This window comes from Rheinheimera sp., assembly GCF_030690345.1.
Lineage (GTDB): Bacteria > Pseudomonadota > Gammaproteobacteria > Enterobacterales > Alteromonadaceae > Alishewanella.
The window spans coordinates 832,484-849,030 of record NZ_JAUYGV010000001.1 but is presented as its reverse complement, the minus strand read 5'-3'; the positions used below and the strand labels follow the sequence as shown (position 1 = coordinate 849,030).

Annotated in this window: 15 protein-coding genes; 9 read left to right on the top strand and 6 right to left on the bottom strand. The window is 49.5% G+C overall.

Going from position 1 to position 16,547, the window contains the following annotated elements:
- Nucleotides 1-51: 51 nt before the first annotated feature.
- From tig to Q8O77_RS04030, 6 genes are all read left to right on the top strand, one after another.
- Nucleotides 52-1,362 carry a trigger factor gene (gene tig / locus Q8O77_RS04055; protein ID WP_305551590.1) on the top strand — a complete coding sequence of 437 codons (1,311 nt, stop codon included), beginning with the start codon at nt 52-54 and terminating at the stop codon, nt 1,360-1,362.
- 105 nt (nt 1,363-1,467) lie between these two features.
- Nucleotides 1,468-2,091: an ATP-dependent Clp endopeptidase proteolytic subunit ClpP gene (gene clpP, locus Q8O77_RS04050; protein ID WP_205310949.1), complete on the top strand. Its 624-nt coding sequence runs from the start codon at nt 1,468-1,470 to the stop codon at nt 2,089-2,091.
- A 55-nt stretch (nt 2,092-2,146) separates the two neighbouring features.
- Nucleotides 2,147-3,427, top strand: coding sequence for an ATP-dependent protease ATP-binding subunit ClpX (gene clpX / locus Q8O77_RS04045; protein ID WP_305551589.1), 1,281 nt, complete (start codon nt 2,147-2,149; stop codon nt 3,425-3,427).
- A gap of 128 nt (nt 3,428-3,555) precedes the next feature.
- A complete protein-coding gene (gene lon, locus Q8O77_RS04040; protein ID WP_305551588.1) occupies nt 3,556-5,952 on the top strand; it encodes an endopeptidase La in 2,397 nt (798 codons plus the stop codon).
- A 210-nt stretch (nt 5,953-6,162) separates the two neighbouring features.
- Nucleotides 6,163-6,435: a nucleoid-associated protein HU-beta gene (gene hupB, locus Q8O77_RS04035; RefSeq protein WP_008220336.1), complete on the top strand. Its 273-nt coding sequence runs from the start codon at nt 6,163-6,165 to the stop codon at nt 6,433-6,435.
- A 226-nt stretch (nt 6,436-6,661) separates the two neighbouring features.
- The gene (locus tag Q8O77_RS04030) at nt 6,662-8,572 is read left to right on the top strand and encodes a SurA N-terminal domain-containing protein (protein ID WP_305551587.1); all 1,911 of its coding nucleotides are present in this window, start codon (nt 6,662-6,664) and stop codon (nt 8,570-8,572) included.
- Between the two features lie 47 nt (nt 8,573-8,619).
- Here Q8O77_RS04030 and Q8O77_RS04025 read toward each other — a convergent pair whose 3' ends face one another.
- Genes Q8O77_RS04025 through pspF form a run of 6 tightly spaced genes read right to left on the bottom strand, consistent with a single transcriptional unit; the run spans nt 8,620 to nt 15,024 of the window.
- Complete coding sequence (locus Q8O77_RS04025; protein ID WP_305551586.1) at nt 8,620-9,387, bottom strand: ATP-binding cassette domain-containing protein; 768 nt, start codon at nt 9,385-9,387, stop codon at nt 8,620-8,622.
- Nucleotides 9,384-10,379: an oligopeptide/dipeptide ABC transporter ATP-binding protein gene (locus Q8O77_RS04020; RefSeq protein ID WP_305551585.1), complete on the bottom strand. Its 996-nt coding sequence runs from the start codon at nt 10,377-10,379 to the stop codon at nt 9,384-9,386. The genes Q8O77_RS04025 and Q8O77_RS04020 overlap by 4 nt, the downstream gene beginning before the upstream one ends.
- The gene (locus tag Q8O77_RS04015; protein ID WP_305551584.1) at nt 10,379-11,275 is read right to left on the bottom strand and encodes an ABC transporter permease subunit; all 897 of its coding nucleotides are present in this window, start codon (nt 11,273-11,275) and stop codon (nt 10,379-10,381) included. The genes Q8O77_RS04020 and Q8O77_RS04015 overlap by 1 nt, the downstream gene beginning before the upstream one ends.
- 1 nt (nt 11,276) lies before the next feature.
- Nucleotides 11,277-12,293 (bottom strand): ABC transporter permease subunit, encoded by a 1,017-nt coding sequence (locus tag Q8O77_RS04010; protein ID WP_305551583.1) that lies wholly within the window; start codon nt 12,291-12,293, stop codon nt 11,277-11,279.
- Nucleotides 12,290-13,939, bottom strand: a complete 1,650-nt coding sequence (locus tag Q8O77_RS04005) for an ABC transporter substrate-binding protein (RefSeq protein ID WP_305551582.1) — start codon at nt 13,937-13,939, stop codon at nt 12,290-12,292. Before Q8O77_RS04005 ends, Q8O77_RS04010 begins: the two co-directional genes overlap by 4 nt.
- Nucleotides 13,936-15,024 carry a phage shock protein operon transcriptional activator gene (gene pspF, locus Q8O77_RS04000; RefSeq protein ID WP_305551581.1) on the bottom strand — a complete coding sequence of 363 codons (1,089 nt, stop codon included), beginning with the start codon at nt 15,022-15,024 and terminating at the stop codon, nt 13,936-13,938. The genes Q8O77_RS04005 and pspF overlap by 4 nt, the downstream gene beginning before the upstream one ends.
- Nucleotides 15,025-15,206: 182 nt before the next feature.
- On the opposite strand from pspF, the gene pspA reads away from it, so the two are divergent.
- From pspA to pspC, 3 genes are read left to right on the top strand one after another with little or no spacing between them, the layout of a single operon-like run.
- Complete coding sequence (pspA, locus tag Q8O77_RS03995) at nt 15,207-15,878, top strand: phage shock protein PspA (RefSeq protein WP_305551580.1); 672 nt, start codon at nt 15,207-15,209, stop codon at nt 15,876-15,878.
- A gap of 23 nt (nt 15,879-15,901) precedes the next feature.
- Nucleotides 15,902-16,138: an envelope stress response membrane protein PspB gene (pspB, locus tag Q8O77_RS03990; RefSeq protein ID WP_305551579.1), complete on the top strand. Its 237-nt coding sequence runs from the start codon at nt 15,902-15,904 to the stop codon at nt 16,136-16,138.
- On the top strand, nt 16,131-16,547 hold the full coding sequence (pspC, locus tag Q8O77_RS03985; RefSeq protein ID WP_305551578.1) for an envelope stress response membrane protein PspC: 417 nt from the start codon (nt 16,131-16,133) through the stop codon (nt 16,545-16,547). Before pspB ends, pspC begins: the two co-directional genes overlap by 8 nt.

Below are 16,547 nucleotides of genomic sequence, written 5' to 3'. Positions count from 1 at the left end.
ACACCAGTAAGGCGTCAATTACACGCCTGTTTTTGAATTTGAGGTAACAAGATGCAAGTTTCTGTGGAAACCACTCAAGGTTTAGAGCGCCAATTAACTATCACTGTTCCGGCCGACAAAATTGATACAGAAGTAAAAAGCCGTTTACGTGATCTGGCCAAGCGTCAGCGTATCGACGGTTTCCGTCCGGGCAAAGCGCCGGTAACACTGATCCAAAAGCGTTACGGCCTGGCTGTATTACAGGAAGTGGCTGGCGAGCAAATGCAGCGTCATTTTTATGATGCCATTATTGCCAACAAACTGACTCCTGCCGGTTCACCTACTTTTGCCCCGGGCCAACTGGAGCAGGGCAAAGATTTAGAATTTAAAGCCACTTTTGAAGTGTATCCGGAAGTTGAAGTTAAAAACCTGGATAAAATTGAAGTGAACAAGCCGGTTGTTGAGATTGCCGACGCCGACTTAGACAAGATGCTGGACACGCTGCGTAAGCAACATGCCAAGTGGGAAGCGAAAAAAGGTAAGGCTGCTACCGGTGACCGTGTAATCATCGATTTCGTTGGTTCTATCGACGGTGAAGAGTTCGAAGGCGGCAAAGCCACTAACTTTACCTTAGAGCTGGGCCAGGGCCGGATGATCCCGGGTTTTGAAGATGGCATCGTCGGCAAAAAAGCCGGTGAGCAAGTTACTGTTGAGGTAACCTTTCCGGAAGAATACCACGCTGAAAACTTAAAAGGTAAAGCCGCCAGCTTTGCGGTAACCGTAAACACAGTAGAGCAGCAAGTACTGCCTGAACTGAACGACGAGTTTGCCGCTTTATTCGGTTTGGAAACCGCTACCATTGATGCACTGAAAGTTGAAGTGCGCAAAAACATGGAACGCGAGCTGAACCAGAATATTAAAGCTAAAGTAAAAGAGCAGGTGATCAAAGGTTTACTGGCCAACAACGAAGTTGACGTACCACAAGCCCTGATCAAAGGCGAAGTTGACGTACTGCGTAAGCAGGCATTACAGCGTTTTGGTAACAACGTCGATCCGAAGCAATTACCTGAACTGCCGGCGTCATTGTTTGAAGAGCAGGCGAAAGATCGCGTTAAAGTAGGCTTGTTATTAGGCGAAGTGATCAAAACCAACGAGCTGAAAGTGGACGATAAAAAAGTTCAGGCGTTAATTGAAACTGTCGCTTCTGCTTATGAAGATCCGCAAGAAGTGGTGCAGTACTACAACAGCAATAAAGAGCTGTTACAAAGCATGCGCAATGTGGCTCTGGAAGAGCAGGCACTGGATGTTATTCTGGCCGGTGCTAAAGTAACTGAACAAAAAGCGGCTTTTGACGAGATAATGAACCCGCAAGCTGCCAACTAACGTTGACTTATTTGGGCTTGACGGCTTTAATGGCTCGGACTACAGTTCGGGCCATTTTATTTTCTGCAACAGCAAAACCCAGCCATTTAGAGGGAACCCAATAATATGTCTATGCCGCAACATTTGAATGACATAGTAAGCGCTCTGGTACCAATCGTTATTGAGCAAACTGCCAAAGGCGAACGCTCGTTCGATATCTACTCACGTCTGTTAAAAGAGCGGGTAATATTTTTAACCGGTCAGGTGGAAGACCACATGGCTAACCTGATTGTGGCGCAATTATTGTTCTTAGAATCAGAAAATCCGGAAAAAGACATCTATATTTATATTAATTCGCCGGGTGGTTCAGTAACGGCAGGTCTGTCAATTTACGATACGATGCGCTATATCAAATCAGATATCGCCACAGTGTGTGTAGGCCAGGCCGCCAGTATGGGCGCATTTTTATTATCCGGTGGTACTAAAGGCAAGCGTTATTGCTTACCTAATGCGCGGGTAATGATCCACCAGCCGTTAGGTGGTTTCCAGGGCCAGGCAACCGATTTTGAAATTCATGCCCGCGAAATTTTAAGCATTAAAGAAAAGTTAAACCGCCTGATGGCCGAGCACAGCGGTAAAACTTACGAGCAAGTGTGTAAAGATACTGAGCGCGATAATTTCTTAAGTGCGCAGCAAGCCTTGGAATATGGCCTGGTAGATGCCATATTAACCAATAGAGAAACGAAGTAATTATATTAGGCCGCTCTGCATCACAGGGCGGCACCGTAGTGAAAGAGGTAGTTACATGTCTGATCACCGCACTGACGGCGATAAGAACGGTAAACTGTTGTACTGTTCTTTTTGTGGCAAATCACAGCATGAAGTGCGTAAGTTGATTGCAGGCCCACAGGTTTATATTTGTGATGAATGCGTTGATTTATGCAACGACATTATCCGCGAGGAAATTAAAGACATTTCCCCGAAACGCGATGCCGATAAATTACCGGTGCCGCGCGAGATCCGTACTCACCTTGATGATTACGTTATAGGCCAGGATCATGCCAAAAAAGTACTGGCAGTAGCGGTATATAACCACTATAAACGCCTGCGTAATGCCCAGCACAAGCAAGATGTTGAGTTGGGTAAAAGTAACATTTTGCTGATAGGCCCAACCGGTAGCGGTAAAACCCTGCTGGCAGAAACTCTGGCGCGTTTACTCGATGTGCCCTTTACCATGGCCGATGCCACTACGCTGACCGAAGCCGGTTATGTCGGTGAAGATGTCGAAAACATTATCCAGAAGCTGCTGCAAAAGTGCGACTATGACGTTGAGAAAGCGCAGCGTGGTATCGTTTACATTGACGAAATTGACAAAATCTCGCGTAAGTCTGACAACCCGTCTATCACTCGTGATGTGTCAGGTGAAGGTGTGCAACAAGCGCTGTTAAAACTGATTGAAGGCACTGTGGCATCGGTACCGCCACAAGGTGGTCGTAAGCATCCGCAGCAGGAGTTTTTGCAGGTTGATACCTCAAAAATTCTGTTTATCTGTGGCGGCGCTTTTGCCGGGCTGGATAAAGTGATCGAGCAGCGCTGTGCCAAAGGCTCGGGTATTGGTTTTGGCGCTGAAGTACGCAGCAAAGAAAGCACGCGCAGCTTAAGTGAATCTTTCCGTGATGTAGAGCCGGAAGATTTGGTGAAGTACGGCTTAATTCCGGAGTTTATCGGGCGTTTGCCGGTCGTGGCGACGTTAACCGAGCTGGATTTATCCGCGCTGGTACAAATCCTCAGCGAGCCGAAAAATGCGCTGGTGAAGCAATTTGCTGCCTTGTTCGCGATGGAAGATGTGGAGCTGGAGTTCCGTGAAGACGCACTCAAAGCCATAGCGCAAAAAGCCATGGAGCGTAAAACCGGTGCCCGGGGTCTGCGTTCTATTGTTGAAGGTGTATTGCTCGATACCATGTACGAATTGCCATCGATGCAGGATGTGATCAAGGTAGTGGTGGATGAAACCGTGATCCGCGGTGAAACCGACCCGATCCTGATTTATCAGAGCAGCGAGCCGGTCGCGGCAGAATCGCATTAAGCCGTCGCGCAAAAGAAAAAAGGAGCTGAATCAGCTCCTTTTTCGTATATGTAATTGAAGTTTTTAAAACGAACCCCATATACTGAAACATATTCGCGCCTGCAGTAACTAATTTCGAGAGAGAATCAATGACATCAGAACACGCTGAACGTTTGCATATGCCGGTACTGGCACTGCGCGACGTGGTCGTCTATCCCCATATGGTTATCCCACTGTTTGTTGGTCGGGCGAAGTCGATTAAATGCCTTGATGCGGCCATGGAAAACGACAAACAAATTTTTCTGGTGGCCCAAAAAGATGCCACCCTGGACGACCCGGCCGCTGCTGATCTATATGAAGTAGGTACGGTTGCGACTATTTTGCAACTGCTGAAATTGCCGGACGGCACTGTTAAGGTATTGGTAGAGGGTAGCCGCCGCGCCCGTTTAGCTGAATTTACTGAAACCGATAAAGCCTTTGCTGCTTATGTAGATATTATTGAAACCGCCGAGGTAGACAGCCGTGAGCAGGAAGTATTCCTGCGCTCGGCGATTAATCAGTTTGAAGGCTACATCAAGCTGAATAAAAAGATCCCGCCGGAAGTATTAACTGCTTTAAGTGGCATTGAAGAGCCGGCACGGCTTGCCGATACCATGGCCGCCCATATGCCGTTAAAAGTTGAAGATAAGCAAAAAGTGCTGGAAATCTTCGACGTCACCGAACGCTTAGAATACCTGATGGCGATGATGGAGAGTGAAATTGACATTCTTCAGGTAGAGCGCCGTATTCGCAGCCGCGTGAAAAAGCAGATGGAAAAAAGCCAGCGCGAATACTATCTGAACGAGCAGATGAAGGCTATCCAGCGTGAACTGGGTGAGTTGGAAGATGCGCCGGACGAATTTGAAACCCTGAGCAAGAAAATTGATCAGGCGCAGATGCCGCAAGAAGTGTCTGACAAAGCCCGCAGCGAACTGCAAAAGCTGAAGATGATGTCGCCGATGTCAGCAGAGGCCACCGTAGTGCGCAGCTATATCGACTGGCTGACTAATGTGCCGTGGAAAAAACGCAGCAAGGTGAAAAAAGACCTGGCCGCGGCAGAGAAAATTCTGAATGCCGATCACTACGGCCTGGAAAAAGTAAAAGAGCGCATTGTTGAGTATTTAGCCGTTCAACAGCGGGTAAATAAACTTAAAGGCCCTATTTTATGTTTGGTGGGGCCGCCGGGCGTGGGTAAAACCTCGCTGGGGCAATCTGTTGCCAAAGCAACCGGGCGTAAATACGTGCGGATGGCGCTGGGTGGCGTGCGTGATGAAGCCGAAATTCGCGGCCACCGCCGTACCTATATCGGTTCTATGCCGGGTAAAATTATCCAGAAAATGGCTAAGGTAGGCGTGCGTAACCCGCTGTTCCTGCTTGATGAAATTGACAAGATGGCATCAGATTTTCGCGGTGACCCGGCAGCAGCGCTGCTGGAGGTATTAGATCCGGAGCAAAACACAGCATTCAGTGATCATTATCTGGAAGTGGATTACGACTTATCTGATGTAATGTTCTTCGCGACCTCTAACAGTCTGAATATTCCGGCTGCGTTGTTGGACCGGATGGAAGTGATCCGGCTGGCCGGTTATACCGAAGATGAAAAGCTGAATATCGCCAGGCAGCATCTGATCACCAAGCAAGTGGGCCGTAATGGCTTAAAAGCCAGTGAAATTGTAATTGAAGATAGCGCCATTATCGGCATTATCCGTTATTACACCCGTGAAGCCGGGGTGCGCAGCTTAGAGCGTGAAATCTCCAAACTGTGTCGTAAGGCAGTGAAGCAAATTTTGCTGACTAAAGATTTAACCCAGGTAGTAATAAACCAGCAGAATCTGGAAGATTACCTTGGCGTACAGCGCTATGACTACGGTAAAGCCGAAGACAGCAACCGTATTGGTCAGGTTACCGGCTTAGCCTGGACTGAAGTGGGTGGTGATTTACTGACCATTGAAGCGGCGTCGGTGATGGGGAAGGGCAAGCTAACCTTTACCGGCTCGCTGGGCGATGTGATGAAAGAGTCCATCCAGGCGGCGATGACCGTAGTGCGCAGCCGTGCTGCCGGCCTGCGTATCAATGAAGACTTTTATGAAAAACGCGATATCCACGTGCATGTGCCGGAAGGCGCCACACCAAAAGATGGCCCCAGTGCCGGTATTGGTATGGTCACGGCACTGGTATCGAGCTTAACCGGTAACCCGGTACGGGCGGATGTGGCCATGACCGGTGAAATTACCCTGCGTGGTGAAGTTTTACCCATTGGCGGCTTAAAAGAGAAGCTGCTGGCTGCACACCGTGGTGGTATTAAGCGGGTACTTATTCCGCATGATAACGTTCGCGACTTGAAAGATATCCCTGATAATGTCAAAGGCGACATCGAAATTTGCGCAGTAAAATGGATTGATGAAGTGCTGGAATTGGCGTTACAAGAGCCGTTGGAGCGTGTTTCGGTGGTAGAAACGGTAAAAAATCCGCCAAAAAGCAAAAAAACGGAAAAAAATCCTGCATAGGGGCTTTTCATTCCCGTTGGCTGTGCTAAGTTATGGAAAGTTTCGACCAAGCCCTTGTTATACAAGGGCTGCGGTCAAAGCAAGAATTATTAGTTTTGTCGCTTCTTTTGCTTGCAAGCCCCAAAAATGCTTGTTATAACGATGAAGCTCACTTACAGAACTAATGAAGTGTAGTTGTTGAAAATAATAACAATTGAAGGGGATGATATTGTGAACAAGTCTCAACTTATCGACAAAATTGCTGCTGGTGCAGACATTTCTAAAGCGGCAGCAGGTCGTGCTTTAGATTCGTTCATTGATGCTGTTACCGAAGCTCTTAAAGAAGGCGACTCTGTAGCATTAGTTGGTTTTGGTACTTACAGCGTACGTGAGCGTGCAGCCCGTACTGGCCGTAACCCGCAAACTGGTGCCACTATTCAAATCGCGTCTGCGAAAATTCCTTCTTTCAAGCCTGGTAAAGCGTTAAAAGACGCTTGTAACTAATCTGCCGTTTTGTCTTACGACAAACGTCAGTTTGGAAGCTTAGTGATAAACCGGTACCTGAACAGGGTGTAGTGTTGAATCAAGGTGACTCAAAGTAGTAACCGCAGGCTTCCAAGGCTTCTCTAAAAAAAGCGCATCTGTTAAGATGCGTTTTTTTTTACGGTAACTAAGATGTGTTTTCGTTGCCTTCCGGCCGCTTAACGTTGAATAGAGAGATAGCACTAAGATGTTAGAAAAAATCAGAGAAGGCTCTCAGGGAGTTGTTGCCAAGTCTATTTTAGGCTTAGTGATCCTGACATTCGCCCTGGCGGGTGTTGGCAGTTATTTAAGTACACCAGCTGAGACCAACGTGGCTGAAGTGAACGGCGAAAAAATCAGCCGTGCAGATTTTGACCAGGCGTTTCAAAATGAACGTGCCCGTATGCAGCAGCAGTTCGGCGAAATGTATGCCGTGATGGCTGCTGATACCGCTTATATGAATAATTTTCGCAGTGAAGTGCTGGAGCGTTTAATTGATGAAACGCTGCAAAAGCAATTTGCGGTAGAGTTGGGGTTACGTGTCAGCGATGACCAGGTGCGCGATGCTATTCGTGAAATGACAGAATTTCAGGTAGACGGCCAGTTTAATAATGATCGCTATATTGCTTTGTTGCGTCAGGCCGGGTATCAACCCGAGCAGTTTCGCGAATATATGCGTGAACAATTATCACGTAACCAACTGCTGGTAGGTTTACTGGGCAGTGAGTTTGCCACCGCCAAAGAAATGCAGTTACTGCTGAAATTACAGCAGCAGCAACGTGACGTTGCCTTTGTGCGTTTTGCTGCCGCAGATTTTGCCGGTAAGGTTGATCTGAGTGAACAAATGCTGCAGGACTACTACACCACTAATCTGGCGCAGTTTGAGACTGAGCCAAAAGTGGCTGTTGAGTATGTAGAAATTTCAGCTGACAACTTAAGTGCTGCTGTTGATGTTACCGACGCAGAGATAGCTGAGTACTACGAAGTTAATAAAGCCCGCTTCAGCCGCGATGAGCGCCGTCAGGTGGCGCATATCATGTTGGAGTCTGAGCAGGATGACAATGAGGTCAAAGCTCAGGCTGAGGCCTTGTTAGCAGAACTTAACGCCGGTGCAGATTTCGCTGAATTGGCAAAGACCGCATCAGCAGATACCTTTTCAGCTGAAAATGGCGGTGTGCTGGATTGGCTGACACCAGGCGATATGGATGCTGAGTTTGAACGCGTTGCTTTTGGCATGACCGAAGTAGGGGCTTTGAGTCCGGTAGTAAAAAGTGCTTACGGTTATCACATTATTAAGCTGGTGGAATTAGAGCCTGCGCAGCAACAGCCATTGGCTGAGGTGTCGGCAGATATTGCCCAGCGTATTTCGCAAGAGCGTGCCAGTGCGGCATTTTATGAGCTACAGCAGCGTTTAGCTGAAGTAAGCTTTGAGGTGCCGGATACACTGGAAGACGCCGCCGCTGCAGTGGATATGAAAGTGGTAACCACACCGTTGTTCAGTCGTGAAGAAGCGACAGCACCTTTGTCTGAGCCGGTGGTGATGAACAAGTTGTTTGATGCCGGTTTTATCAAAGAGGGTTTGAACAGCGAGCTGATTGAACTGGGTAAAGAGCGCGCTATTGTAGTGCGGGTGAAAGACTATCAGCCGGCACGCACTCAGGCGCTGGAAGAAGTAAAAGCTCAGGTTGAGTCTGCTGTGCGCGCAGAGCAAAGTGCTTTACTGGCAAAGCAACAGGCTGAAACTGTGTTAGCACAGCTGGCAGACAGTAGCCTGGCAGAGCAAGCTACGGCAGCCGGTGTTGAGTTGCAGCAGGCAATGAATACGCCGCGTTTTGGCGGTACTTTGGATGCAGAAATTCGCGCTAAAGCCTTTGCTATGCCACGGCCACAAGATAAGCCAGCGGCAGAGTTAGTCGCCCTGGCTAACGGTGATGCTGCTCTGGTATCGGTATTGGCGGTAAAAGACACTGACGTTACTGCAGTGCCTGAGCCGGCGCAATTAGAGCGTTTGGCTGAGCAGCAGGCTGAGCAAGCGTATCGTGCGGTTATTGCAGCGCTGAAGGCTGAGGCTAAGATTAGCCGCAACCTGCGCGCCACCACCGCGGAAGAGCAGCTCTGATCCGTATTTAAGTCAGATAGAAAAAACCGTGGCTTGCCACGGTTTTTTTATGTCATGGCGCTATTGATCAATTTGCGGGTGTAGTCGTGTTCCGGATTGGCAAATACCGTGGCGGTTGGGCCATAGTCCAGTTGTTTGCCCTGATGCAGTACCAGCAAGTCATCGGCAATATGTTTAACCAGGCGCAAATGATTGGTGATGAGTAAATAGGCCAGGCCTGAGTTTTGTTGCAGCTGTAATAGCAAGTTAACCATTTGTGCCCGCAGCGTTGGATCCAGTGCTGTTAGTGCTTCATCAAGGATCAGCAGTTTAGGGTCGAGGATTAATGCGCGGGCTAACGCCACCCGCTGCAACTGGCCACCGGAAAACATATGCGGATAATAATCAGCATGTTCGTCCAACAAGCCTAATTGTTTTAAGGTATGTTTAATCTTCAGTTTACGTTGTTGGTTATCCAACAGGGTACTGAAGTGCAATACGTCGTCCAGCATTTGGCCTATTTTCTGGTGCGGGTTAAGTGATTTGGCCGCGTCCTGAAAAATAAACCGGATCACATGATTATACTGGCGGTAATTACTGATTTTTACCGCTGTGCCGCCGAGTAAAATGTCACCCTGGTCGGGCTTCTCAATACCCACTAACAGCTTTGCCAGGGTACTTTTGCCAGAGCCGGTTTCACCGACAATGGCCAGGGTTTTGCCTGCCGCCAGGCTGAAACTGATATCGTCTAACGCGGTTACGCTGCGCTGGCGAAACAAGCCGGCTTGTTTACGGTAGGTTTTGCTTAAGTGTTTGACTTCAAGCAGCAGGCTCATAGGTCTTTTTTTCCGGTTAGCGGGAAATGACAGCTGAAATAGTGGTTTTGCAGGCGCTCAAGGCCCGGAGTTTTCACGCATTCCTTGCGGGCGTTCGGACAACGCGGCCCCAGCCGGCAGCCTATCGGCAGATGTTGCAGCACCGGAATGCTGCCTGGCAAGGCGTATAACGGCGTTTTGGCCACCAGCTCCGGTTGAAATTCCGGCACGCTTTTTATTAACGCATTAGTGTAGGGATGAAAAGGCTGCTTCAGAATGGCTGCGGTTTCACCGGCTTCAACTAACTGTCCGCAATACAATACACTGAGGCTTTGGGTATAGCGGGCGATGCTTTCCAACTCATGGCTGATCAGCAGTACCGACATACCTTTTAATTGATTAAAACTGGCCAGCAACCGAAATAACTGCGCCTGAGTGGTGCTTTCCAACGCAGTAGTGGGCTCATCCGCTATCAGCAGTTTGGGGTTTTTGGCAATGGCCATCGCAATCATGATTTTCTGACAAATACCTTCAGACAGCTGATAAGGGTAACTTTGTAATACTGCCTGATGATCACGAATACCGACTTTATGCAATAAAGCTACTGCTTTGCGCCGGCGCAGGTAGCTGCGCTTCCACCAGGGGCCGTCTAACAGATGATCGGGTATCGCCTCTTCTAACTGCTCAAGAATAGCGGCGGTGGGGTCGAGGCTGCGGCTGGGCTCCTGATATATCATGGCAATATCGCGGCCGATAATTTTACGCTGCTGCTCGTACGGCAGGTTCAACAAGTCTTTGCCACGCCAACTGAAGCGGTCGGCGGTTACCTGCCAGCGTTTATTCAATACTCCCACTATTGCTTTGGCCACTAAGCTTTTGCCGGAGCCGGACTCGCCCACCAGACCACGGGTTTCACCTTCGCGCAAGCTCAGATTGACGCGATCGACCGCGCGGATCATACCGTCGGGGGTATTCAACTCTATGGTCAGGTTTTTAATATCGAGTAACAGCATCAGTTTTCCCGCCGTTTTTTCATTGCCGTGCGCAGGCCATCACCTACCAGGTTTACCGACAACACCGCCATAAAAATCAACAGCCCTGGCAAAGCAACGCCAATTGGTGCGACGTAAATCAGGTCTAATGAATCGGCAATAATGGCGCCCCATTCCGCGGTAGGGGCTTGGGCGCCAAGACCAAGAAAGCCAAGCGCTGCAATATCCAAAATGGCGGTAGACAGCGCCATGGTGGCTGTAACGGTAAGGCGTTCCCAAATATTAGGCAGAATAATACGGCTGAACACCTGCAGGTTATTGGCGCCATCCAGCCGGTAGGCAATCACGTAATCCTGATTTAACTGTTCGGCAATGGCATTGCGCACACCGTGCACAAATTGCGGCAACAGTGCCAGCATAATAGCCCAGATGGTGTTTAACAGGCCCGGGCCAAGCACAGCGACAATAATGATAGCCAGTAGTAAGGAGGGGATGGTAAGTGCCAAATCAAGGATATGGTTAAATATGCTGGATTTTACGCCTTTGCTCATACCGGCCAGGGTCCCCAGCAGTAAGCCGGCGAGTAGTGCGCCCAGTACCGTAATAACGGCAATACCAAAGGTATAACGCGCACCGACAAGAAAGCGCGAAAACATATCACGGCCTAAATCATCGGTGCCAAACGGATATTGTACCAGGCCCAATTCGGACCACGACGGCGGTAACAGCAGCAGGTTATCATTTTGCAGATAAGGGCCGTGCGGTGTTAACAGCGGCGCGACTATTGCCAGCACGAAGAATGCGGAAAACAGACACAGGCCTGCCACGGCGCTGTGTTGGCGGGCAAATTCACGCCACAGTTGCCGTAGTGGTGAGCGGGCCTGATGTTCATCAGCTAATAAACGAAATCGTGCCATCTCAGCGCTTCCTTGCCAGCGGATTAAACAGCCGGTGTAAGATTTCTGTCAGCATGTTTACGCTGATCACCAGGGTAGAAATGACTAACAACCCGGCCTGAATAGCCGGATAGTTACGCTGGTAAATGCTGTCGATTAACCAGCGGCCGATACCGGGCCAGGAGAAAATAACTTCGGTAATCATCGCCAGCGTGATCAGCGTGCTGAACTGCAAGCCAATTTGGCGTATTACCGGCAGTAATGCATTGCGCAAACCATGCCGGTACAATACCTGCAGCCGGTTCAGGCCTTTGGCACGGGCGGTTTTAATATAGCTTTGTTCCCACACATCCAACATCGAGTCTTTAGTGAAGCGCACCATTACTGTTGTCGGGTATGTTGCCAGCACCAGAGTAGGCAGTAACATATGGCGTAAGGCATTGAGCAAGGCATCATTACGGTGCGCGCTGTCAGACAGTAAAATGTCCACTAACATAAAGCCGCTAATGTGTTTTACCTCATACAGTACACCTATTCTGCCGGCTGTCGGCAGCCAGCCCAGACCAAGAGAAAACAGCATAATAAGCAGCAGTGCCCACCAAAATACCGGAATGGAGTAACCGGTGATCGCCAGTGCAGAAATAATCTTGCTTAGCGTGCCTTCCGGTTTGACCGCAGCAATAATGCCCAGCGGAATGCCGGCAAAAAAAGAAATTAACAGCGCATAGGCGGCCAGTTCCAGTGTAGCCGGCAACAACACGCCGATTTCCTGCAGCAACGGCTGTTGGCTGGCAAACGACAACCCCCAGTTACCGCTGAGAATACGCTGTAAATACGCCACATACTGGGCCAGGTAGCCCTGATCCAGCCGGTACTCTGTTGTCAGTACTGCCACTTGCTCCGGTGCAATGTACCTGAGCCCAGTCAGGTTTTGCAGTATATCGCCAGGGAACATATAGGCCAGGCTAAACGCCAACAGGCTCAGCGCCAACAACACAAAAGCCAGCAAAAACAAACGGCGCAGCAAGTACAGGGTCATTTGATATCCTTCACTGCACCGGCCAGTGCAACACCGCCGTAGGGATTAATGTGTACACCTTTGATATCACTGCTGATAGCCTGAAAACGCTGCGAATGCGCAATGCTCAGCAGCGGCATTTGCTCTGCCAAATACTGTTGTGCCGCCAGATAGTAACTGCGGCGTTGCTTTTGATCGGCTGTTAACAGGGCCTGACCAATCAGCCGGTCAAAGTTTTCATCGCACCAGTTGGCGCGGTTGGTGCCGGTGTCTGCCGCGCTGCAGCTAAGCAAAGGGCGGAAAAAGTTGTCCGGGTCGGCATTATCTGCCGACCAGCCAATCAAGACTGAGTCATGCTCATTATCACTCAGCTTGCGGCGAAAGCTGTTCCATTCATACGATACGATACTGGCCCGGACACCAATTTGGGCTAAATCGGCTTGCATCAGTTCGGCCATTTTCAGAGCGTTAGGATTGTACAGCCGCTGCACCGGCATAGCCCAGATATCCATACTAAAGCCATTCGGGTAACCGGCTTCTTTTAGCAGGGCTTTGGCAATAGCCGGGTCATATTGCTGCACCGGTAAATCAGGGTTGTAGGCCCAGGATGTTGGCGGCAACACTGAATTTGCAGCAGTGGCATGGCCAAAGTATACGGCTTGTAAAATGGCGTCACGGTTTATCGCATAGGCCAGCGCCTGGCGTACTTTGGTGTTATCAAACGGTGCTTTGCGGGTGTTAAAAGCCCAAAAACCCACATTCATGCTGGTACTTTCCTGCACATCCACGTCCGGCCGCTGGCTAATCAGTTTAAGCTCGGCCACGCGAGGAAAGGCCACTACATCACATTCATGGGTAAACAGTTTTGCCATCCGCCTGGCATTATTCGGCACTATGTCAAATACCAGCTGATCGGGTTTGGCCGGTTCGCGCCAATAGTTTCTATGCCGGTAATAACGGATCAGTACATCTTTTTGGTACTCTTTAAAACGAAAGGGCCCGGTGCCGATAGGGTGGCTATCCATCCGTGACAAGGTATTGGCTGCAACTAACTGCTCCGCATATTCGGCCGATAAAATAGCAGCGAAATCGGTGGCCAGGTTAGATAAAAACGAGCTGTCCGGCCGGCTCAGTTCAAAGCGCACGCTGTCGTCGCTCTCTGCTACCACCTTATTAACCAGAGAGGCCCAGGCAACACTTTGAAAAAACGGATAGTTGCCGCCGCCCTGATAATGAAAAGGATGACCGGTTTGCATAATACGGTTAAAGGTAAACAGCACGTCCTGCGCATTCAGTGGCCGGCCGGGGGTAAAGTATTCGGTTTGGTGAAACTGCACATTGCTGCGCAGCTTAAAGCGGTATGTTTTGCCGTCTGCGCTAACCTGCCAACTTTGCGCCAGGCCCGGAGTTAACTCGCCGCTGTCCGGCGCAATATCCAGCAGACGGTCATACAGCTGCTGACTAATGGCATCAATAGTGGTGCCGGAGGTCACTAACTGCGGGTTAAACGACTCCGGCGAGCCCTCAGAGCAGTATACCAGGCCACTGCGTACTGTTTCCGGCAAATCAGGCTGGCAACCGCTAAGGGCGGCAACACCGGCCAGTAGTAATGAAGAGGTGTTCCGGCCAACCCCTGACAGTGAGATCCAACCGCGTTGCAGCTTCATGTTTGCTGGCTTTCCAGTAATTGATACTTTTTCATATAGCCACGCAGTTGATGATAGGTCAGATTCAGTAACTCAGCGGTTCTTTTCTGATTAAACTGGCTGGCAACCAGCGCTTGTTTAATTAAGCTGACTTCAAAATCCTGCGACAGGGTTTTAAAATCCTGTACCTCGCTAAAATCGACCTGAGACGGTTTGATTTCATCTGCTGCTGCGGAACCTTTGGCCGGGGTTGGCGCAGCAGCGTGGCTTTCACTTGTGCTATGCAACTGCGCCCGTGCCGCTTTAATGCGCTGTTTCGGCCGGAACGGCGACTCAAACGGGTCTAACTGAATATCGTGTACCGGCACATAAGCATTGTTGGTGCGGTAAACACTGCGCTCCACCACGTTTTTCAGCTCACGCACGTTACCCGGCCAGTGATAATCCAGCAAGGTGCGCTTGGCTTTTTCACTAAAGCCACTGAACAGTTCGAAGCCCAGCTCGCGGGCCATATTAATGGCAAAGTGCTCAGCCAGTTGCAAAATATCTTCGCGCCGTTCGCGCATTGGTGGCAGCGTTATAACATCAAACGCCAGCCGATCGAGTAAGTCGGCGCGAAACTCGCCCTGGTCCGCCAGTAGCGGCAAGTCTTCATTAGTGGCGCAAATCAGCCGTACATCGGTTTTAATAGAGCGGCTGCCGCCAACCCGCTCAAACTCGCCGTATTCAATTACCCGTAACAGCTTTTCCTGCACCAGGCCCGGCGTATTAGCCAGCTCATCTAAAAACAAAGTACCGCCATGGGCCCGTTCAAAGCGGCCTTCATGCCGTTTTGCGGCACCGGTAAAAGCGCCGGCTTCGTGGCCGAACAGTTCGCTCTCCAGCAGGTTTTCGTTTAGCGAGGCACAGTTCAGCGTAATGTATTGCTGATCCCAACGCTGTGACAAGAAATGCAGCCGCGCCGCAATCAGTTCTTTGCCGGTGCCGCGCTCGCCGATGATTAACACCGGTTTGTCTAAGGGTGCTATTTGTGACACCTGGTCCAGCACGTTAAGAAAACTGTTAGACTGGCCCACCAGATTATCTTGTTGGAATTTTCTGCTCATGGCGTACTATTTATTGGTTAATTTGGCTAATTAGTAGTGTATTTCATAAAGCCTTTTAGCAGAAGCTTTAACGGAAAATAAATAAAATAACTTATATTCAGTATCTTACGGCATTTGAAAAAGTTGGCAAGGAAACTGAATAGCTTAGAGTGTACTAATACAGTCATTCAGAGGTAATTATTATGGGTATTTTTTCACGCTTCTCCGACATTGTGAATTCAAACATCAACTCCTTACTGGATAAAGCTGAAGATCCGGAAAAAATGGTCCGGCTGATTATTCAGGAAATGGAAGATACCTTGGTTGAGGTGCGTTCGTCCTCTGCCAAAACCATTGCAGAGAAAAAAGAGCTACAGCGTGTGGTTAACCGTTTGCAGGAAGAAGTAGCAGACTGGCAGGCCAAAGCCGAGCTGGCGCTGAGCAAAGAGCGTGACGACCTGGCACGGGCAGCCTTAATTGAGCGGCAAAAAGCGGCCGAGCAAGCTGAGACAGTGGCAGCAGATATTGCTAATCTGGATGAGCACATCGGTAAACTGCAGGACGAGGTAGGGCAGTTACAGGAAAAACTGGCTGACGCCAAAGCGCGGCAGAAATCGATGTTAATGCGTCAGAAAACGGTAGCATCACGGCTGGAAGTGAAGAAAACGCTGGACAGCAACCGTATTAATGATGCGATGTACAAGTTTGAGCGTTACGAGCAAAAAATTGATACGCTGGAAGCTCAGGTTGAAGCCTATGATTTAGGTAAGAAAACCTTAAAAGACGAATTTGCTGAGCTGGCCGCTCAGGACAAAATCGACAATGAGCTGGCGGCATTAAAAGCTAAAGTAACGCAAAAAGATAAAAACGCCTGATTATCAGGCGTTCAGGAGTCGACATGGAAATTTCAGAAGTCATTGGCGTCCCGTTTATTCTGTTTATGATTTTTGTGGCACCAATCTGGGTCATAATGCATTACCGCAGTAAGAATAAAATGGGACAGGGCTTGTCAGATCAGGAGCTGTTGCAGTTAAACGATCTGGCACACAGGGCCGAGAAAATGGCCGATCGCATTAAAACGCTGGAAGCGATTTTAGATGCGGAAAGTCCGAAGTGGAGAAGTCAACATGACTAAGCCTAAGCGTGAGCTGTTACGCGACGACACCAATGGTAAGATCGCCGGTGTGTGTGCCGGCATTGCTGACTACTTTGGCTGGGAGTTGTGGTTGGTGCGTATTGTTACCGTATCAGCCTTCTTTCTCGGCGCCGGCGGTCTAGTTCTGGTGTTATATATTGCTGCCTGGGTGGTGCTGGAAAAAAAGTCCAAAGCCGCCTTCAAAACTACCGCAACGGCTGATCTAAGCCCGGCAACGGAGAAGGTGGTAGAAGTAAAAACCCGGCTGTGGCAACGCGGCGAGGCGCCAAAAGATGCGCTGCAGCATTTAACCTCGCAGTTCAATGGCCTGGAGTTGCGATTAAGGGAGTTGGAGCGTCATGTTACGTCGGCCAAATTTCAGTTAAACCGCGAGTTTAACAGCCTGTAG